The organism is Oceanobacillus sp. E9 (assembly GCF_001741975.1).
Classification (GTDB): domain Bacteria; phylum Bacillota; class Bacilli; order Bacillales; family Amphibacillaceae; genus Oceanobacillus; species Oceanobacillus kimchii.
Map to the genome: position 1 here is coordinate 76,047 of NZ_LSNA01000009.1, position 20,271 is coordinate 96,317.

Below are 20,271 nucleotides of genomic sequence, written 5' to 3' on the forward strand. Positions count from 1 at the left end.
TTAATTCTAGTTTCTAGTATGAACCTATTTTATCGTATATAAATAAAGAAATTCCTTCGATTCTCCGAACAATATAATAAAGCATGTGACATTGCTGTCACATGCTTGTTATATGTAATAAATCATTCTTTTTTGGAAAAATCAACTGAAAACAAGTACCTCTATTCCATTCAGAAGAAACTTCTATTTTAATTCCTAATGAATCAGCAGCTTGTTTCGCCAAGTATAAACCCATGCCCGAGGAACTTTGATCAAAATGCTCCTTTGTTGATGTAAAACCTTTCTCAAAAATTCGCGGCAAATCTTTAGCGGGTATTCCCCGCCCCTTATCTGATATATAGAGTATATTTTGATTGTTCATGATTAAACTTCGAATCGTTATATCATTCTTTTCACTATACTTAACCGCGTTAGTAATAAGTTGACGGAGTATAAAATGAAGCCACTTCGCATCGGAAAGCAACTGAGTGATGTTTAGTTCAATTTGAAAACCTATCCCTTTCTGCATACACCAAGAACGCAATGTTCTAATTTCTTCATTAATTATAGATTCCAAATCAACATTTTCTATATACAAATCATTTTTCATAAAGGGAATTCTTCGCTGATGAAGTTGTTGATCTAATAACAAATGAATACGAAGCCATTCATAGGACAATTGAGAACGCAATTCTTTATCTTCTACCCGTTCTAACATTAACTGCATTGTGGTTAATGGAGTTTTTACTTCATGTATCCACACAAGGAGATCATCTTTTTCTCTTCGTACATCTAACTGGAGCTGATTATATTCTTCACGGTATATTTGAGATTGATCTTCTAGTGCATTAGTTACAACTCTAGAAAATAATGTGTCTCCTTCAGGCATATCTATTAAATCTATCTCTGGCTTCCATTCCATTAATTCTTTATAAAACTTAGTTTCTTTCCTGTAGCGTACTATAAAGAAAGTAATCCCAATAATAAATTGGATAAATATAATATAGTAAATAGATTCCATAGGTATAGTCATATCAATATATCCAACGATTAAGGTGGTTAATTGTAGCGCTAAAAACAATATAATCCAACTAATTCTTTCTTTCATATAACTGAAAATCATTTGCCTTACTCCTCTATTGCTATGTAACCTTGTCCAATCCTAGTTTCAATAAATTTCCCAAGTCCTAGATGGTCAAGGCTTTTACGAAGTCTATTTACATTTACCGTAAGTGTGTTATCACTAATAAATCGCTCATCATCCCATAATGCTCGAATAAGTTCATCTCGAGATACAATCTGATTTTTTTGGTCGACCAAAATGCGAAGAATACTATTTTCGTTTTTACTTAACTCCACCCTACCATCCTTATAATGAATATCACCTTTACTAAAGTTGATGGTAGCTTGATTCCAAATTCTTATATCAACATTTGCAGATTGACTATAACGATACGTTCTACGAAGAATAGCTTGAATTTTAGCAAGTAATACCTCAAAATGAAATGGTTTTTGAACATAATCATCTGCCCCTAGTTGCATTGCCATAACCATATCCATAGGATGGTCTCTACTGGATAAAAAAATTATAGGTACATCAGAGCGAGATCGTATCGTTCTACACCAATGAAAACCATCATATTTTGGAAGTTGAATATCGATAATAAGCAGATCAGGTTGAATTTCATTATAACGCTCCATTACAAAATTAAAATCTTCAATCCCAAAAGTTTCATAATCCCATTGATTTAACTGACTAATTAACTCTTTTAACAATGTTTGATCATCTTCAATTATAAGAACCCGAAACAAATGTACTATACCTCCTTTTTTAATTCTCAATCCCGCTCATTAACCTTTCCCAATCAAAGAGTGCACCTGGATCAGTTTTTCGTTCTGGTGCATATTCCTGGTGACCAATGATGTGGTTCCGATCCAGTTTTAATTTATGTTGTCTTGTTGAAATATTAATTAATAGATCTTGTAAAGCTTCATACTGTTCATCTGTATAACCTACATGTTTAGAACTTATTGTATCATAGTGTTCAGCACTCAGCATTGGCAACATTTCTTCTTTTGTACCAATTGCCAATAGTTCAATTCCTATAGAATAAGGATTCAAATTGTTTTCATACTTTAGAATCCCTTCTATCTTCCCTTCACCAGCATGATAAGCAATTCTTTCTTCTGACACAAATCGATATATTTGACCCGTTCGATCAATTACATAATGTGCAGATAGCCCATAATCACGGAATAACTCATAGATATCTTCCACATGAAAGGGATCCTCTGGCTTCTTTAGTACATTACTACTAAAGTGCAACATTACGTGAGTTATTAATGTTTTTCTTGGTTCTGAATTCTCTTCTGGAAGATACATATCTATTATAGTTTCTTCAAAACTCACTTCTACAGATTCTACTTTTTCCTCCTTAGCTGCTACTTCTACGTGATCTTCCATTGCTTCTTGTTTACATGCTACTAAAAAAAATAATGCTGCTACAACTATAAAACTTGTTCTCCATAAATTAAACATTTTCTATCCTCCAAAGTGATCTACTTTCACTATCGGAAAAAAGAAAATTTTGTTTAATTTCAAGAAATGCCTAATAGAATAGTGAGTAAACGATAGAATGACCATATTTGCTAGAAATTCTAACTTTAGGAAAAGTAACTTTTAGAATTTTACTTTAAAATAAAAAATAAGCTGGGTATCACCAGCTTATTAACTTCCTTGGTTTAATTCAGTTTGTACTTGCTGTATTTCTTGTGGAGTAGCTTGCTGTGCAGGCTTATATAAACCTTTTTGTAATGCATATTGATATACATTTAACTGTCTTGCCTCATCACCATTACGTAAGCTGATTAATTTTTGACGTAGTTCTGGATTATTTGCCTCTGTAATATATCCAGCATAGCTTTTCATACTCGCATTTAACCCATTTAAATAATCATTAACAATATCCTTATCTTGTAACATGTACCTCTCTCCTTACTGTAAAAATGGGAGTAACTGTTGTTGTGCTTGTCGAGCTGCTTGAGCATCACGTTGTAAAATTGACTTTAATTCCGGATCCATTGCATCTTGAGCATAAGATTCTAATTTATTGGCAATCATCCCATGCTCTCCAATCATTTTCCGCAGATTTTCTAGTTCTGTTTGTGTTAATTGGTTCATCCAACAAGCTCCTTTCGATGATATATCACCGATAGTTTACCCAACACATTACCATCTATACAGAGAAACAGATGACTATTTCTTACTATCCTCGCTATTTTCTAACTCATCTAACCTTTTCTCTAAATGTTTAATCTTTTCTTTTACTTCTTTACCCGAATTTTGAATTCGATGAGTTATTGATTTGATTAAGGCAATAAACGCAAGTAATAGAACCACGAACCCTATTACAAATATTAATATTACCTCCATGTAATCACTCCTTAGACGAATCATACTCATCTATCTAAAAATCTATATTCTTCCATATCTAATAATTTAATTCTCTAATCAGTCGATCCATGAACGTAGTAACATCAATATTTGTTGCTAAACGTGGAGCCTGCCCGGACCACAATGACATATATTCAGGCTTCTTTTGCTTAGCAGCTTCTTTACGAATTGATTGTGTCAATGTATTTTGAATAGGAAATGGTAAAGTCATTGCTTCATTTGAATTCATTTCTTCTGTAAATTCATTCTTAATTCCCCTTGCCCATTTTCCAGAGAAAGCTTTTGTAAATACCATTTTATCCTCAGTAGCGTAAAGAACAGCAGTTTTATGAAGGTCCTGTGCGCCACTTTCTTTTAATGTTAAGAAAGCTGTTCCCATTTGGGCAGCTTGAGCTCCAAGTTGTAAACACGCTCGTACCCCTCTCCCATTCATGATCCCACCAGCAGCGATAATAGGAATATTGATTTCCTCAACTGCTTGAGGAACAAGGGCCATTAAGCCGATATTACCTTCTTGAAAAGAACTTAAGAAATGGCTACGATGTCCTCCAGCTTCACTACCTTGCATTACGACAGCATCCATTCCTAGCTCTTGTATAAAAAGAGCTTCTCTTACAGTAGTAGCTGTTCCAATTGTATAGACACCTGCTTGCCTTAACTGTTTTATCTGCTCTTCGCTTGGCAATCCAAAAGTAAATGAGCACACTTTTATTGCTTCTTCGAGAATCACCTGCAAATGTTGTTCGAATATTGCTTGTTGATCTTTAAATTTTGGAAGTTCACCTACTTTATAGTCAGTTATTTGAAGTTCATCATATATGCTTTTCATCATTAGTTGCATGTTTTCCACATGTTGAGAAAAATATGTAAAATCATTGGGAACAAATAAATTAACCCCAAAAGGTTTATCCACTCTTTTTTTTACTTCTTGAATGGCAACTTTTAATTGGTCAGGATCTAAATAACCCGCCGCTATCATCCCTAATCCTCCATTTTTGGAGACATTTGCTACCAATTCTGGAGTTGTAATTCCTCCTGCCATTGGCGCTTGGATAATAGGATATTCAATCCCAATAGTTTCTAATAAGGACGTAACCATAACATCTCTCCTGTTTTTACGACTTCCATATTTACTTCTATATCAATCTGTTAATTCCTGCACTCTCATTTGTTTTTAATTTTTTCTTACCAATTGAAATAAAATTGGAATATTCAGATCTTTGGATTTAATGTATACTAAGATAAAAGCCCAAGGAGCTGATAGCTTTGGAATTTCTATTAGTTCTTATCGTTTATCCGATTTTTGTAATCCTTGCATCAGTTTTTGGATATTTTTTATTCCGAAAATGGTTTGTCTTTCCATCCATCACTCTCATTGTTTTTATGACTCTTACCTTTTTTGTATACAACTCAAGCTTTTTTATCTGGACCATTATTTATACTTTTATATCTTTAACTTTTAGCTTAATCATTCATTACTTTCAAAAAAAAGAACTGCAATATTAAAAAATGGCATAGAAAAGAAAATTCTATGTCATTTTTACTTAATAAAAAGTCATATGCTTTTTTTGATTACGATAATAGTCTAATCTATCTTGCAATGTCCCTGTGTGAAACTCAAATTTATGCCCATCTGGATCTGTAAAATAAATGGATTGCTTATCTTGCTCAGCACGTTCTCGACCTTTTAGAATGTTAACATTCAACGCTTTTAATTGCTGATAAGTACTTTCTAGCTCTGATTCATCGATAGAAAATGCCATGTGAGTATAAGATTCATTAATTTCATTTCGCGGGACATGTTTTTCTTCATTTAACGCTAACCAGATCCCATTCAAATCAAAATATGCTGTTGATCTTCCTTTAACTAACAGCTTTGCATCAAAAACCTGTTGGTAAAAGTCGATAGATTGTTCCAAATTAGACACAGAAAACAGCAAATGATTCAGTCCTTTAATATTAATTATAAAATCCCCCTTGATTTTTTATCCAAATTACATCTGATATTTGTTTAGGCTTATATCCATATATTTCAAATGCTTTATACGTATGGATTTCTTGATAAACGGTTCTCATATGTTGATATATTTCATTATCTGTCTTCTCATAACTATCCCAATACATAATACTAAGTGGCGTCTCTGCATTCGCCACAAAAGCCTGGAATACATAACCTATGTTTGATGCAAGCTTAAATCCTTCTCTTGTATAAAATCGCAATCGCTTTTCCGTATCCTGATTATTTTCATCCACAGGTTCAACTTCAAGCAAGATTGTTTTACCTTTATCCTTTAACATTTGAATTAGTTTTTTTCCGATACCTTTTCCTCTTGCTTTTTCAGAGACCCATAAAAAATCAATAAATACAAAATGTTCAAATTCAGCATACATCAAAATATGTACATCACTTTCATCTTTATGATAGTGGTCTCCTTTTTCTTTAAGCAGTATATCCATCTGTTGTTTTGCTTTCATTTCATCCTCTGGAAAATAATTATTTAATCGTTCAAACCAATCCATAATTTCTCCTCCATATCTAAGCTGTTAAAATTGAATTCATACTATCAAATAATAAATATATACCTGTTATTAGCAACAAAGCATAAGTAATGACTGTAAATATTTGTTGGTTCATCTTTTTAAATAAGTATTGTCCCAATCCTAAACCAATAATCACTAGAGGTATAGCATACAAGCTTGAGAGCCAAACCGATGTTGTCGTCCCGCTAAATGTTATTTGCGTAATCAGACTAATACTATAAATGAATAGAAAGAAAGCAAGTGTAGTTGCACGAAGCTTTTCTTTTGTTATTTTAGTACCAGTAAAATACAACAATAGGGGAGGTCCTGGCATGCCAATACTAGTAGTTAAAATACCAGAGATCCATCCAACGAAATAATCTCTTTTGGGTGTTGAAATCATCTTTACACGACATAAAAGAAGGAGTGTTAATAACAATAATATAATACTAATCATTAATTTAAATATTATAATATCCACCGTCATATAAATAATAATCCCAAGCGGCACCCCAATAATACTTCCAACTACCATCCGCTTCAATAATATTTTGTCTACATCTGCTCTAATCTTCCATATCAATGAAATTGATATAATTAACGAAAGTACAATGTTTAGCTGAATAGCATCCTGTGGTAAAAATAATAAAAGTAAAAAAGGAGTGGCCATAATTGAAAAGCCAAATCCAGTACTTGTTTGAAATATACTAGCGATTATAATAATACTAATAAAAGCTAAAATCGTCCCCATCCTCACACTCCTTATAACCCAATATGGATGGTGGTTCCATCAGAACAATAAAGAAATTATCTTTCTCTCTGGCTATACTTCATTCTGGACTCTCATCTTACTTATGAGTTACCTTTTTCCCTTGCTACGCTGGGCATTCATCTCAATTATGTGTTACTTCTTTTCTGGTTACGCTTCATTTTGATACTCGTACATTTTCAATAATATTCATTGAAAAATCACCTAGTTGTTATATCTATAAGTATACCACGAGTAATAGTTGAATCGAAGGAGAGCACTTGATTCTTTTTGGTGTTACAATGTATTTAAAAATAAACAAATGGAGGATAAAATATGGAGTTGACAATCATTATTTTACTTATTCTCATCGTACTTTATTTGACAATTCAATTAATGAAAACTCGAAGTAAATTAAAATCTATTGAATCAAATACCCAAATTGTGAATAAAAAGGAAAACTTCCATCATACTGATCATCCAATACATCAACAATTATTACTGCTCATTGATCAACAACAAGATGTAAAGGCAGTAAAATTAGCACGTGAAACGTTTGGATTTTCTTTACTTGAGGGTAAACGTTATGTCGATTGGCTAAAGAGGAAAGAGTCTAGTAGAAATATTAAATAATCCCTTGATCTATCCCATAACTAATTAATTCCTCATATGGATCTCCTGCAATTCCCAACAACATACAAAAAGCAGGCTCTGTTTTGATTCCTGCTTTTTTTAATAAGCGAATCTCATCTTTCATCGAAGGATTTAACTTCAATATATGATTTTCAATTTTCATATGTAAATACGCGTATTGTTCAGAAGTAGGAACATTTTGACCAAATAATTCAAACTTGTATCCTTTGAAATCAAATTGCGACTTAACAACTTGATTGCGACGAATGAATTTTTCTTTTACATTAAATGTTCTTAAGTGACAATAATGCAATTGTAGTTTTTGCGAAAATAATTGAAAATCTTCAACAAACATGATGATATCAATATCGGATTCTTCGGTATAAACATCAATTGGATATGTACCACAAACCACAGGATGATATGTGGTGAAATCTTCTAAAACTTGTAATTTCTGCACAGCCTGATATACCTTTTTTTGTTCTGAGTTACCATCTTTTAAAATTTGTAGGCTATTCATTTCCAAACTCCTTTATATAAATTTACGGATCATTAAACCCTAAAGCCATAATATTAATTACAGCTAATATGATTACTAATGAAAAATTTATTAATTGTAAAACTAATTTCCATTTATTATGAGAAAAGATTGCCATTATAAATGCTAAGATGGAAAAGGCTAATGAGGTTAATATAAAAAAATTTCCCACACGAATAAATGTGATGTTCATTAAGTAATTCCAGTCAAAATACAAAGTCATCATTAAAACGACAGAAAAGATGGTTAATATCAACGCGAGAAGTGTAATTATTTTTTTACCCTGCACACTATCACCATACCTTACTATTTTTTAAATCTTGAATATGATAACTCTAAAACTATCTCTTTACCCACGTATTCTCCAGTCCTCATGAATCCAACTTGTTCATACAATGTAAGGGCAAGATAATTTTCAGGGACAGCAGAAATAAGAATGTCATTAACTTTATATTTTTCAAAAAAGTATTTCAAAAATTGCTTTAATGCTTTCTTACCGTAACCTCTTCCTTGAAAATCCTTTCCAATCATATAACGTTCCAACCACCATGAGTCACGTGGATAATCTTCATCAGCAGGATAAAAACAGTACATGAAAAAACCGACAAGATCCTCATCATTATAAATCGCATATGGATGCTTTTCATCTGATTCATAATTTGCTTCCAATATCGAGAACCAGTTCGGTGCTACAAAGTCTGCTTGATTCTCATTCACCTTTAAGGATATTGCGTTTTTATAATTAGAAGCATCTATTTTCCTAAAAGTAATTGTCATTACAATTCTCCTTTATCATTTCATATCTATATATTATCTTATATTTCTGAATATATAAAGCTTGTTTAAATTCGATAGTCTTTTAGTTAATAGCTCATCCTTTACGATTATCATGAAATTCTAAAGCTTTTTCTGTTTATAGACCGGTTCTATTCACCACTTTCATCGCATTCTGTAGCAACTCTCGTTAATAGAACCGAACTAAAACTGACCACAAACTCTTATGTTTGTATCCTATTCTTATAGACGAATATTCACTCAATAATCAGCGAATATTATCTTTTTGTCTTTATCTCATCACATACTTTTGAAATAAAATCCTCAACATTTACAATCACCGATGTTTTTTCTCCATATTTTCTTACATTAACAATATTTTCATTTACCTCTTGATTACCAACTACTAAAACATACGGAAGTTTTTCTAACTGTGCTTCCCTGATTCTATATCCTAACTTTTCATTACGGTAATCAATTTCCACACGAATATTGTGACTAAGCAAAAGTTCTTTTAGAGCATTAGCGTATTCTTCATGCGCCCCGGCTACTGGTAATATTTTGACTTGAGTCGGAGCTAACCATGTTGGAAAAGCACCAGCATAATGCTCGATTAGAATTCCTAAGAAACGGTCAATTGATCCAAAAATTGCGCGATGAATAACTACTGGTCGCACTTTCTCATTATTCTCATTAATATAAGACAAATTAAATTTCTCTGGCATTTGATAATCCAGTTGAATCGTTGCACATTGATGACTCCGATGTAAAGCATCCTCGATATGGAAGTCGATTTTTGGGCCATAAAATGCACCATCCCCTTCGTTTAGCACATAGTCTATGCCCAAACTATCCAGCACTTGTATAAGTGCTGCCTCAGAATCGTTCCAAAACGCATCATTTCCTAGTGATTTTTCAGGTCGAGTAGATAATTCTACTTTGTATGAAAAACCAAATGTTTGATATACCTCATCAACTAGTCGAAAAACATTGCGTATCTCTTCTACCATCTGATCCTCACGTATAAATATATGAGCGTCATCTTGACAAAAAGTTCGTACACGGAGGAGTCCATTTAATGCACCACTAAATTCATGCCGATGCACTTGACCAAATTCTGCGATTCGTACAGGAAGATCACGATAAGAATACAATTTATCTTTAAAAATCAGCATATGACCAGGACAATTCATCGGTTTTAAAGCAAAGTTCGTTTTATCTACTTCCGAAAAATACATATTTTCATGATAATGATTCCAATGACCGGATTCTTCCCATAACTTTTGATTCATCATAGACGGTGTGCGTACTTCATTATATCCCGATTTACGCTGTACTTCTCTTGAATAATCTTCTAAAGCTTGTCGTATTATTTGACCTTTAGGTAAGTAAAAAGGCATACCTGGCGCTTCATTTGAAAACATGAATAATTCTAGTTGTTTGCCTAAATTTCGATGATCTCTTTTCTTAGCTTCTTCTATCCTTTTTAAATGTTCATTTAATTCTTTGTTGTTACGAAAGGCAATACCATATACTCGTTGCAAAACATCATTTGTATCTTCTCCTTTCCAATAAACTCCGGATACTTCTAAAAGCTTATATGCTTTTAACCAACCTGTAGAAGGAAGATGAGGACCTTCAAAGATATCAACAAATTGTCCTTGTCGATACACACTTACCATATCTTGTTTATACTCATTTATAAGTTCCACTTTGTAACTTTGATTATATGATTCAAATAGTTGAATTGCTTCCTGACGTGAGAGCAATTTTGCGACAATCGGGATATCTTCGGAAATAATCTTTTTCATTTCTTCTTCAATAACGTTAAAATTTTCTTTTGATATACGATAATTTGAGTGAAAATCATAATAGAATCCATTCTCTGTTTGATTCCCAACTCCTAAATTTGCATCGCCAAATACTCTTTGTATTGCATGGATGAATACACGTGCTGCTGTTTGTCTTATAGCGGATAAGCCTTCATTTGAATCGATGCTAATGATTTCTAGCTTGCCAGACTCCATTAATAAATCGTTTATTGAGACAGGTAAACCATTGAAATTACCTGCAATTGCTTTTTTACCCAAACTTGTTGCAATCTTCCTTGCCACTTCTATAAGTGCCGTACCTTTCTCCACCTTTATTTGTTGATTATCTGCTAATTCGATAACTATGAACTCATTCAATTTCTTTCACTCCTTTTTTTAAATATATAAAAAAACATATCCATCCCTATACAAGGGACGAATATGTTCTATCCGTGGTTCCACCCAAATTTCCGAATAGCTATTCTAACTATCCTCGGCTTCATTGCTATAACGTCGCATTCACGGTGTTGGTTGTTACCCCAAACACAACTCCAAGGTGGTAAGAAACTTACAAACAATTAGGAAGTTCTCAGCTATCTTCCTTCTCTGTAAATGTAGTAAAGCTTCTCATGTCCTCTTCAACATTTAATATAAATTTATACTTGATTTAATGGCGGGTTTGTTCTTCCCCTACTTATCCTGTCTGACTAAGCTACATAGACTTGCTACCTATTACATGCGAGAAAAAATTGTAAAAAAAACACATTCTCCCTATAACAAGGGACGAAATGTGTTTTCCGTGGTTCCACCCAAATTTCCGAACAGCTGCTCATAGCTATTCTTGGCTTCATTGCTATAACGTCGCTAACGGTGTTAGTTGTTACCCTAACACAACTCCAAGGTGGTAAATTACTTTTACTAATTAGGAAGTTCTCACCAATTCTTCCTTCTCTGGGAACTATACCAAGTAATTCATGTCCTTATCTTCGCACTTCTTAATATTAAACATATCTTACACAATTTTAAATTAATTCGCAAGGCTATTTTCAGAAAAAGGCAATAATCTATTATTTTATTATCGTTCCAAAAGGAATGGTGTTTGCTGTAACTTTGATTTTTTCATCATTTCTTACTATATCAAGCTTTATTTTTGTTCCCACCGGCTGATGTGTTATTGCAATCTCACAACCATCATAATGATTCACAACTTCTCCATTTACAGCATGAATATAGTCTCCCTCTTTAACTTTACCCGAAGCAGGAGTATTTTCATACACATGAACAACTTTAACTCGATCTATTTCTGTTCGAGTATTTAATCCTAACCAACTGTTCCAGAACTGCTTACGTTGGTCATAATTGTCCTCGATTACAGTTTTTAGATTTAACATGAACTGAAATGTTCCAAAAAGCATATTTTCCATTTCTGCAATACCGTGATCACCAATCCAATTTCCTGTGTATTCAATGGAGACTTTCGTTCCTTCTCCCTGTGATTGAAGCGTCCATGTAGTATGAAAACCATCTACATCTTCTAATACTAATTTTTCATTTTCTATAAATTCAATAATTACCCCTTCATAAGTTACATTCCAACCATAATCTAAATATATCTTACCTCCTTTTCGCAAATCAATTTCACACTGCCTTGTTTCCCATTTATTTCGAAGCTCAGGTATCGTTACTGCTTCCCAAACCTTTTCAATACGTGTATTTATAACTATTTCCTTTTTTGCTATACTAACCCATTCCATTCTATTCCTCCTCTAAAAAATCGTTTAGACGATCTAGTTTAGACTTCAGTATATGATTAATTTCTTTCTTCGCCTGTATTGCTTCTTTTTCAAACAATGATTGATTTAAACGATAGTAATTGTACTTTCCCTCCCTTCTTATTAAAAGTAATTTTTCATCAATTAACATATCAATATGTTTCTTAATTCCAGGCTGACTCATGTCAAATGACGAAACCAGTTCTTTTTGTGTATACTCTCTCTTCGCTGTTAGGGAGAGTATTTTTTTTCTAGTTGGATCTGCAAGTAATTTATATAAATTCACCATATGTGTGTTACTTCCTTTAGATAACTTTTTAGTTATATGTATTGTATACGATATTAAAATTAAAAGGAATAATTGTTTGAATAATTAGATTAAAACTTTTTGTTATACTTACGAAAAGGAGGGGTATATATGCATGACATTTATATATATCAGAGTAATATTGACAAACATATTCAAAACTTAGGCGGATACTGGCGATCCATATCTGCGCTTGCCAGGCTACAAGAAGAGATTGGGGAATTAGCAGAGTTAATTTTAGAAAAAAATTCTAAAATAGATGAGTTGAAAGAAGAAATAGCGGATATTTATATTATCTCCACTTGCTTAGCTAACCAATATAAAAATAATTTAGAAGAAGTATATAATAAAATAGATATTCCAACAAAAACAAAAGAATTACAAGAGCTAAGCAGTGATCATTCTGTCACGGATCTATTTTTTTATATCCAAATTCAAGCAGGTAAAATTGCACGAATCATTAATCATTATGATGGAGACAAAATAAAAAAACCTACTGAAAAAGATCGAAATTTAGGTTTGGAAGTTGCTTTTTTACATAAATATCTCTTTCTTCTTGCAAATAACTTTAAGTTTAACTTATTCCATTCTATTGATCGTGTGTTAAAAAAATCTGCTAAAAGAGATAAAAACCGCTTTTCCTTAATGCATGATCCAACAACAACATTGTCATTAAAAAGATATAGAGCTCTTATCAATCAATCGACTGGTAAAATTACAGAAAAGAAACTATGGGGCAGTTATGAATGGAATTCTAATAGAAGTATAGAGAACAATATTGAGAAAAGCGTCCCTTCTTTTATACATTTTTGTAAATGTGCCCAAATAGAAGGGTTAGATGGATATGTTTTCGAAATTTCAGCTAGTGATAATACCAATATAGAAGTTTTGAATAATCTCCTAGATGTTCTTTCTATATATAAATTAAAAGTAGTAAGAAGCTCTAATTTAATTTGTATACAACAAATTCCTTTTCTAGTGGAATTGTATAAAAACAAAGATGGCCTACAATATATTGTATTTCTAACTCATTAGACAATTTAATCATTCAAAAGGAGGGGACAAAAGTATACATACAAAAGCTAAATCCGAATAATTGAATTTTGAAAACCCGCTTCAGAAATATACTTCGTTTTTCGTGGGTGGCTGATGAGCCTCCGGTTGCTAATGCATCGGGGCCTCACCTAGTCCTTTTTTCTCACAGGACAAGGAAGACCTCGACAGCATTGCATCGCACGCAGAAAATCAATTTTTGATTTTCAAGGAGTCCTATATTTCTTACGCTTATTCTAGATATCCATCCGTCTTTTGAGCAAAGCTTTTAATTATGTCCCATCCTCTTTCAATTTTATTTAATTTTTATTACAATTTTCCCTCTAGCATGATGTGTTTCACTTAATTGATGTGCTTCTCGCAATCCTTGTTCCGTAAATGGGAATGTGTGACCAATAACCGGTTTTGCTTCACCTGTTTTCAAAAGCTCAGCTATTTCACTAAGTTGTTTGCCGTTCTCTTCTAACCAAAGGAACCCAGCTTTTATCCCTTTTTCTTTTGCTTTTTCTTCATCTGGATTACCAGCAATGGAAACTAGTTTTCCACCTTCTTTTAATACTTCAAAACTTTGTTCTAATATGTCTCCACCTAATGTGTCGACAACAATATCATAATCCTTTAGAACTTCGTGAAAATTCTCTTCTTTATAATTAATGAATCGATCGGCCCCTAATTCTTTTACTAATGATTCATTTTTGTCACTTGCCGTAGTGGCTACATAAGCACCAAAATGTTTGGCAAATTGAATGGCGAAGCTACCTACCCCACCAGAACCAGCATGAATAAGAACGTTGTCACCTTTCTTTATATTTGAGAAATCTATCAGACATTGCCAAGCAGTAAGACCTGCCAGAGGAACACTTGCCGCTTCTTCAAACGATACATTTTCTGGAAGTTTCGCCACTCTCGATTCATCTACAGCTACGAATTCTGCATAAGTTCCTTGAGCTGTTGTTGCTGGTCGTGAAAATACACGATCACCAACCTTAAACTGACTTACATCTTTTCCAACTTCAGCTACGACACCAGCAGAGTCCCAGCCTAAAATAACTGGAAAATCGAAATTAAATCCATCCTTAAAATAACCTTCACGTATTTTCCAATCGATTGGATTAATAGATGTTGCATGTTGTTCGATTAAAATTTGATTATCTTTTAATTTAGGTTCAGGGACATCTTGTTCATAAAGTTCATCCGCGTGTCCATAGTTATGAATTACAATTGCTTTCATCTTATCCCTCTTTCTTTTAAGTTCTACATCTTTTGTTCCCTATAATAAGATAATTTAATCATTATTATACAATGTGATTTTATTCCGTATGTAAGATGCAGTAATCCTTGCTTATCAAAGGTGATAAAAGTGGATAAACTGATCGTTCATTCAGTGGAGAATACCCATTGAATGAAGTTTCACTTTATAGTAATGAATGGTACAATATAATTAATAGAATACTTAGAATAGATGATTAAATTCAAGATTTGATCTTCGGTTATGTAAGCGTTATCCAAAAATCGAAGAGTGAAGGAGAGATTGAAATGGAACAAGATGTTGTATTATTTAGTGAAAAAAATGGGGTTGGAACCATAGAGTTAAATCGTCCAAAAGCGATTAATTCGATATCTCAACGCATGATTGAATTGATTTATCAACAATTAAAAAGTTGGAAAAATGACTCCAGTATTAAATTTATCATATTCTCAGGGAATGGCCCTAAAGGATTTTGTGCAGGAGGAGACATCAAAACACTTTATCAAGCAAAAGAGAGTGAATCTAAATATCAACAAGCTATTCGTTTTTTTCAACTAGAATACAAGACAGATGCTCTTATTTATCATTATCCAAAACCTATAATAGCGATTCTAGACGGTGTTACGATGGGAGGAGGAGTTGGATTAACGTACGGGGCAAGTCACCGCATTGTAACAGAACGAACAAAATGGGCAATGCCAGAAATGAATATTGGCTTTTTCCCTGACGTTGGAGCATCCTACTTTTTTAATCAAGCTCCAGGAAAAATTGGTTATTATCTTGCTTTATCTGCATCCGTTATTTCTGGGACTGATGCGATTTATGCAAATGCAGCAGATCACTATATTACAACAGATAACTTAGACACGTTCATCCAAGAAATTATGGAAAAAGATTGGACAACAGAGAAGGATATTAACCATTCTATAGATAATATTGTGCAGAAATTCACTTCATCATTAGGTCAAAGTAATTTAGAGAATCACCGTTCTGCAATCGACAAATATTTTTCTCATTCCACTTTAGAACAGATTTTTGCATCTTTAGAGAGTGCGGATAGTGATTTTTCCAACAAAACTAAACAACTATTATTAACAAAATCACCTATTTCCTTGAAAGTAACATTAGAGCAATTAAGGAGGGGGAAAGAAAAATCTTTAGAGGATTGCTTTAATATGGATTTAATACTTGCTAAGAACTTCTTAAAATCAAATGATTTTTATGAAGGAGTGAGATCTATCGTTATCGATAAAGATAAAAAACCAAACTATCAATATAAGAAGTTAGATGACGTTAAAAGTGATTTAGTAGATTCCTATTTTAATTAATAATCCGGCTCCACGCACTATAATAATGGGAGAGGTCATCCAGATGACCTCTCCCATCAATCTTAGTTAATCTAAATTTAAAACCATCTTTCGGTAACTACTTTCTTACGAGTATAGAATTGTACACCATCTTTTCCGTTCGTTCCTAGATCACCATAGAAAGATGCTTTATTTCCTGCAAAGGAGAAGAAAGCCATCGGTGCAGGAACATTCACATTTACCCCTATCATCCCTGCATCTATTCTGTTACGAAACTGTTGAGCAGATTTGCCGCTATTTGTGTAAATCACAGCACCATTTGCAAATTTCGATTGATTGGTTACCTGAATACCTTCTTCCAAATCTGATACACGTACTACGCTTAAAACTGGTGCAAAAATCTCATCTTGCCAGATTTTCATTTCTTGTGTTACATGATCAAAAATCGTTGCTCCAACATAGTAACCATCTGGAGTATCTTCTTTGATTTTCCTTCCATCAACTAAAAGATGCGCTCCTTCCTCTACACCAGAATCGATGTAACGGAGTACTCGTTCTTTATGGGATTCTCGAATAACTGGTCCAATAAAATTAGCGTCATCCATTCCATCCCCAACTCGAAGTTTATTAGTTTCTTTTACTAACTGCTCTAAAAATTCATCAGCTATATCATCAGCTACCGCAACTACCGAACATGCCATACATCTTTCTCCACTACTTCCAAATGCTGCTCCAATAACCCCTTGAATTGTCTTTTCCATGTCACAATCAGGCATTACTACTGCATGATTTTTTGCTCCAGCAAGAGCCTGAACACGTTTCCCGTGGGCAGTTCCTGTTTGATAAACATGTTTAGCCACAGGCTCCGAACCAACAAAAGAAATTGCTTCAATATCTGGATGAGTTAAGAATCGATTAACGACTTCTTTTCCGCCATGGACTAAATTTAAAACTCCTTTTGGAAATCCAGCTTCATAAAATAATTCAACGAGTCTTTCTGCTAATATTGGTGTTCTTTCTGAAGTCTTTAATACAAATGTATTTCCACACGCAATTGCTAAAGGGAACATCCATAGTGGAACCATCATCGGAAAATTAAAAGGCGTAATTCCAGCTACTACCCCTAAAGGATAGCGCCATATCGAACCATCTATACCTTTTGCAATACTAGGAAGCGCATCCCCCATCATCATAGAAGGAGTGGAAGTAGCTAATTCAACTACTTCAATTCCTCGTTGCACCTCACCTTGTGCATCTCTCAGTGATTTTCCATTTTCTAAAGTAATGATCTTAGCTAACTCTTGCTTATTATCTTGTAGTAACTTCCAATAATCGAGTAGATATCTTGTACGATTTGGTACTGGTGTGTCTGACCATTCTGGAAACACTTCTTTTGCCGCAGCAACTGCCATATCGACATCTTCTACATCAGAGATAGTGACCGTAGCTATTGTTTCTCCAGTTGCGGGATTAGGAATCACTTCTTGCTTCCCACTTTTGGCATCTACCCATTTCCCATTTATATAATTTTGCATATGTTTTGTTTCAGAACTGATCATGTCGTCGCCTCCTTATTTTTATCAATGGTATCTTTTAAATATTTATATAAAACTGCCATATCTTGATCTCCATAACCTTGTTGTTCTAAATTCCTATACAAATCTAACAACGATTTACTAATTGGCAAATCCAATTGATTATTGTCTGCAACTTCCATAGCAAACTCTAAATCTTTTCTTAATAGCTTTAATGCAAAACCTGGATTAAAATCATTGGGCTCTATAAATGTTTTATAATTTCTTTCATAAATTCTACTTTGTCCGTAACTAACATTCATCATCGAAAATAAATCATTTAAATCAATGTCTTTTTGATTAGCAATTTGAAGTGCTTCACTTACTCCTGCAGTATAAAATCCAATCAATAGATTATTGATAAGTTTAACAGTCGTTCCTTTATCTATTTGTTCGCCAACATGAAAGACGTTTCCTCCAATGACATTCAGAATATCTTTTACTTTTTGGAAAGACTCTTTCTTCCCTCCCACCATCACGGTTAAGGTTTGGTTTTCTGCACCAACCACACCACCGCTAACCGGAGCTGCTAAGAATGGAATCGATTTTTCCGACAAGGAGGCTTCCAATTGCTGATTTAACTCAGGAGCAACTGTGCTTGTATCAATCACTACTTGTGAAGAATTACAATGAACAAGCAAGCCATCTTTGTCTAGGTATACAGCTTCAACCGCTTTATTAGATGGCAAACTAGTAAGGATTACATCACTTTCTGCAACTAAGTTAGCGCATGAAAGAGCAATATTTCCTCCAGACTTTTTAAAAAGCAGCGACCTTTCCTCATTTACATCATAGCCTATGACTTCATATCCACTGTTCATTAATCCAATAGACATCGGTAACCCCATATTCCCTAATCCAATAAACCCGATTTTAGACATAATATCCCCCTTTTCTTATTAGTGATTTTGCTATATTCTCCTTAGCTTCATATATATTAATATAATTAGGAATGATTAATTCCTCGATTTCATCTAAATACTTCTGTTGTACTAATTCATCCTCCACTAGAGCTACAATTATACGCTTGGTTCTTTCAAGAATACGTTGTAAATTCTCTTCTAATATTATTTGTGCCATTTGCTTTGTTACTTCGGAGTGATCACTATTAATCTCAGCCGTTATCATCACATAAACATCCATCACACTGTCTGCAATTACTCCCTGATAAATTTGATTTACTTCATCATCACCCGAAGTAACCGCTTTCAACATTTTGTTTAATAATAATTTCCCGTATCGAATATATACATTTTGTTCTAATTCAATTTCCTTATTTAATTTGTCTTGATTATATTGTTTCAAAAACGATTTCGCTATCGTTAAGCGATTAATTTCAGATGTACCTTCAAATAAACGGTTGATTCTCGCATCACGGTACAATCTTTCTACCTCATATTCTTGCATATAACCATATCCACCATGGATTTGTAATGCTTCATCTACAATCATATCAAGCGACTCAGATGCTAGCACTTTATTGATGGAACAGTCCATAGAATAACGCGCAAGTAATGTTATAAAATTATCTTTACCATTATCTATTAAATGCTGATCAAGTAAACTAGCAGTGTAGTATGCTGTACACTCTGACTTATAGATGGCTGTAGCCATATTCGCTATTTTCTCCTGAATTAATCCAAATTCAACAATATTTCTGCCAAACTGTTGACGTTCATTTCCGTATTTAATAGCAAGTTCAAGTGCTTGTTTTGACATACCAATGTTGGAAAAAGCAATTTTCAACCTTGCTAGATTTAATATATTTAAGGCGATATAATGACCTTTTCCAATTTCTCCTAGAACCTGTGCAGAATCCAATTCTACATCCTCTAAAATTAATGTTGCTGTGGATGAACCTTTGATACCTAGTTTCTTTTCTTCAGGCCCTATGGATACTCCTTTAAACTTTCTCTCAACAATAAAGGCAGTAATACCTTGTTCTGTATTAGCAAATACAACATATACATTTGCAATATGTGCATTTGTAATCCATTGCTTCTCTCCATTTAATGTCCACACCTGCTTCTCTTCGTTCCATTTTGCAGTCGTTTTGGAAGCTAATGCATCGGACCCAGCGTTTGGTTCGGTTAGAGCGTACGCCCCCACCCATTCTCCTGAAGCAAGTTTTGGTAGATATTGATTTTTCTGATTTTCATTTCCAAAATATACATATGGTAACGTACCTACACCAGAGTGAATATTAAATGCTACACTAAAGGAAGCAGCATACCCCATTTTTTCTGCAATAATTCCAGACATACGTTTTCCAGCTTCAAGTCCACCATATTTTTCAGGAACTTCTGCACCCATTAAACCTAATTGGCCAACTTCTTTCATTCTCTTTTTCTGTAACGTATAATCATGATCTTCCAATTGGTCCATATAAGGGAGAATTTTCTCGTCCACTAATTGATGTATCGTTTTAGAAATTAGTTGTTCGTCCTCACTTAAAGTAATGGAATAGCTAATTTTTTCTATTCCTTTTTCTTCAGGAAACAAAGATCTCGTTTCAGTAAGTTTCACGCTAAAAACCTCCTTTCAATTGTATA

General features: G+C 33.5%; 23 protein-coding genes. 4 read left to right on the forward strand and 19 right to left on the reverse strand.

Annotation, left to right across the window (positions count from 1 at the left end):
• Positions 1–97: 97 nt before the first annotated feature.
• The 7 genes from AQ616_RS16595 to AQ616_RS16620 form a co-directional block, all read right to left on the reverse strand.
• A complete protein-coding gene (locus AQ616_RS16595; protein ID WP_069686308.1) occupies positions 98–1,102 on the reverse strand; it encodes a sensor histidine kinase in 1,005 nt (334 codons plus the stop codon).
• Positions 1,103–1,107: 5 nt separating this feature from the next.
• Complete coding sequence (locus AQ616_RS16600; protein WP_069686309.1) at positions 1,108–1,791, reverse strand: response regulator transcription factor; 684 nt, start codon at positions 1,789–1,791, stop codon at positions 1,108–1,110.
• A 19-nt stretch (positions 1,792–1,810) separates the two neighbouring features.
• Positions 1,811–2,518, reverse strand: coding sequence for an N-acetylmuramoyl-L-alanine amidase (locus AQ616_RS16605; RefSeq protein WP_069686310.1), 708 nt, complete (start codon positions 2,516–2,518; stop codon positions 1,811–1,813).
• Positions 2,519–2,707: 189 nt separating this feature from the next.
• Entirely contained in the window at positions 2,708–2,962 is a 255-nt protein-coding gene (locus AQ616_RS16610; RefSeq protein WP_017795980.1) for a spore coat protein, read from the reverse strand.
• Positions 2,963–2,974: 12 nt separating this feature from the next.
• On the reverse strand, positions 2,975–3,160 hold the full coding sequence (locus tag AQ616_RS16615; RefSeq protein ID WP_069686311.1) for a hypothetical protein: 186 nt from the start codon (positions 3,158–3,160) through the stop codon (positions 2,975–2,977).
• A gap of 75 nt (positions 3,161–3,235) precedes the next feature.
• A complete protein-coding gene (locus AQ616_RS19680) occupies positions 3,236–3,412 on the reverse strand; it encodes a hypothetical protein (protein WP_017795978.1) in 177 nt (58 codons plus the stop codon).
• A gap of 58 nt (positions 3,413–3,470) precedes the next feature.
• Complete coding sequence (locus AQ616_RS16620) at positions 3,471–4,532, reverse strand: NAD(P)H-dependent flavin oxidoreductase (RefSeq protein WP_069686312.1); 1,062 nt, start codon at positions 4,530–4,532, stop codon at positions 3,471–3,473.
• 167 nt (positions 4,533–4,699) lie between these two features.
• Here AQ616_RS16620 and AQ616_RS19320 point away from each other — a divergent pair, with 167 nt between their 5' ends.
• A complete protein-coding gene (locus AQ616_RS19320) occupies positions 4,700–4,939 on the forward strand; it encodes a DUF2651 family protein (RefSeq protein WP_240490520.1) in 240 nt (79 codons plus the stop codon).
• Positions 4,940–4,977: 38 nt separating this feature from the next.
• Here AQ616_RS19320 and fosM read toward each other — a convergent pair whose 3' ends face one another.
• From fosM to AQ616_RS16635, 3 genes are read right to left on the reverse strand one after another with little or no spacing between them, the layout of a single operon-like run.
• Positions 4,978–5,397 (reverse strand): FosM family fosfomycin resistance protein, encoded by a 420-nt coding sequence (fosM, locus tag AQ616_RS16625; protein ID WP_069686313.1) that lies wholly within the window; start codon positions 5,395–5,397, stop codon positions 4,978–4,980.
• Entirely contained in the window at positions 5,393–5,953 is a 561-nt protein-coding gene (locus tag AQ616_RS16630) for a GNAT family N-acetyltransferase (protein WP_069686314.1), read from the reverse strand. Before AQ616_RS16630 ends, fosM begins: the two co-directional genes overlap by 5 nt.
• A gap of 16 nt (positions 5,954–5,969) precedes the next feature.
• Positions 5,970–6,704, reverse strand: a complete 735-nt coding sequence (locus tag AQ616_RS16635; protein ID WP_069686315.1) for a sulfite exporter TauE/SafE family protein — start codon at positions 6,702–6,704, stop codon at positions 5,970–5,972.
• A 333-nt stretch (positions 6,705–7,037) separates the two neighbouring features.
• On the opposite strand from AQ616_RS16635, the gene AQ616_RS16640 reads away from it, so the two are divergent.
• The gene (locus AQ616_RS16640) at positions 7,038–7,334 is read left to right on the forward strand and encodes a hypothetical protein (protein WP_017795973.1); all 297 of its coding nucleotides are present in this window, start codon (positions 7,038–7,040) and stop codon (positions 7,332–7,334) included.
• Here AQ616_RS16640 and AQ616_RS16645 read toward each other — a convergent pair.
• From AQ616_RS16645 to AQ616_RS16670, 5 genes are all read right to left on the reverse strand, one after another.
• Entirely contained in the window at positions 7,327–7,854 is a 528-nt protein-coding gene (locus tag AQ616_RS16645) for a DUF4269 domain-containing protein (RefSeq protein WP_069686316.1), read from the reverse strand. The genes AQ616_RS16640 and AQ616_RS16645 overlap by 8 nt on opposite strands.
• A 324-nt stretch (positions 7,855–8,178) precedes the next feature.
• Positions 8,179–8,649, reverse strand: a complete 471-nt coding sequence (locus tag AQ616_RS16655; protein ID WP_017795970.1) for a GNAT family N-acetyltransferase — start codon at positions 8,647–8,649, stop codon at positions 8,179–8,181.
• Positions 8,650–8,924: 275 nt separating this feature from the next.
• Positions 8,925–10,835 (reverse strand): threonine--tRNA ligase, encoded by a 1,911-nt coding sequence (gene thrS / locus AQ616_RS16660; protein WP_069686317.1) that lies wholly within the window; start codon positions 10,833–10,835, stop codon positions 8,925–8,927.
• Positions 10,836–11,524: 689 nt separating this feature from the next.
• Positions 11,525–12,211: an SRPBCC domain-containing protein gene (locus tag AQ616_RS16665; RefSeq protein WP_069686318.1), complete on the reverse strand. Its 687-nt coding sequence runs from the start codon at positions 12,209–12,211 to the stop codon at positions 11,525–11,527.
• Position 12,212: 1 nt separating this feature from the next.
• Positions 12,213–12,518, reverse strand: coding sequence for an ArsR/SmtB family transcription factor (locus AQ616_RS16670; protein WP_017795967.1), 306 nt, complete (start codon positions 12,516–12,518; stop codon positions 12,213–12,215).
• Positions 12,519–12,647: 129 nt separating this feature from the next.
• Here AQ616_RS16670 and AQ616_RS16675 point away from each other — a divergent pair, with 129 nt between their 5' ends.
• The gene (locus AQ616_RS16675; RefSeq protein ID WP_069686319.1) at positions 12,648–13,571 is read left to right on the forward strand and encodes a MazG nucleotide pyrophosphohydrolase domain-containing protein; all 924 of its coding nucleotides are present in this window, start codon (positions 12,648–12,650) and stop codon (positions 13,569–13,571) included.
• A 313-nt stretch (positions 13,572–13,884) separates the two neighbouring features.
• On the opposite strand, the gene AQ616_RS16680 is transcribed toward AQ616_RS16675, so the two are convergent.
• Entirely contained in the window at positions 13,885–14,820 is a 936-nt protein-coding gene (locus AQ616_RS16680; protein ID WP_069686320.1) for an NADP-dependent oxidoreductase, read from the reverse strand.
• Between the two features lie 305 nt (positions 14,821–15,125).
• On the opposite strand from AQ616_RS16680, the gene AQ616_RS16685 reads away from it, so the two are divergent.
• Positions 15,126–16,166: an enoyl-CoA hydratase/isomerase family protein gene (locus AQ616_RS16685; RefSeq protein WP_069686321.1), complete on the forward strand. Its 1,041-nt coding sequence runs from the start codon at positions 15,126–15,128 to the stop codon at positions 16,164–16,166.
• Between the two features lie 77 nt (positions 16,167–16,243).
• Here the strand turns inward: AQ616_RS16685 and AQ616_RS16690 are convergent, their stop codons facing one another.
• From AQ616_RS16690 to AQ616_RS16700, 3 genes are read right to left on the reverse strand one after another with little or no spacing between them, the layout of a single operon-like run.
• Positions 16,244–17,704 carry a CoA-acylating methylmalonate-semialdehyde dehydrogenase gene (locus tag AQ616_RS16690; RefSeq protein ID WP_069686322.1) on the reverse strand — a complete coding sequence of 487 codons (1,461 nt, stop codon included), beginning with the start codon at positions 17,702–17,704 and terminating at the stop codon, positions 16,244–16,246.
• On the reverse strand, positions 17,701–18,600 hold the full coding sequence (locus AQ616_RS16695) for an NAD(P)-dependent oxidoreductase (RefSeq protein ID WP_017795961.1): 900 nt from the start codon (positions 18,598–18,600) through the stop codon (positions 17,701–17,703). The genes AQ616_RS16690 and AQ616_RS16695 overlap by 4 nt, the downstream gene beginning before the upstream one ends.
• Positions 18,593–20,245: an acyl-CoA dehydrogenase family protein gene (locus tag AQ616_RS16700; RefSeq protein ID WP_069686323.1), complete on the reverse strand. Its 1,653-nt coding sequence runs from the start codon at positions 20,243–20,245 to the stop codon at positions 18,593–18,595. Before AQ616_RS16700 ends, AQ616_RS16695 begins: the two co-directional genes overlap by 8 nt.
• Positions 20,246–20,271: the final 26 nt, after the last annotated feature.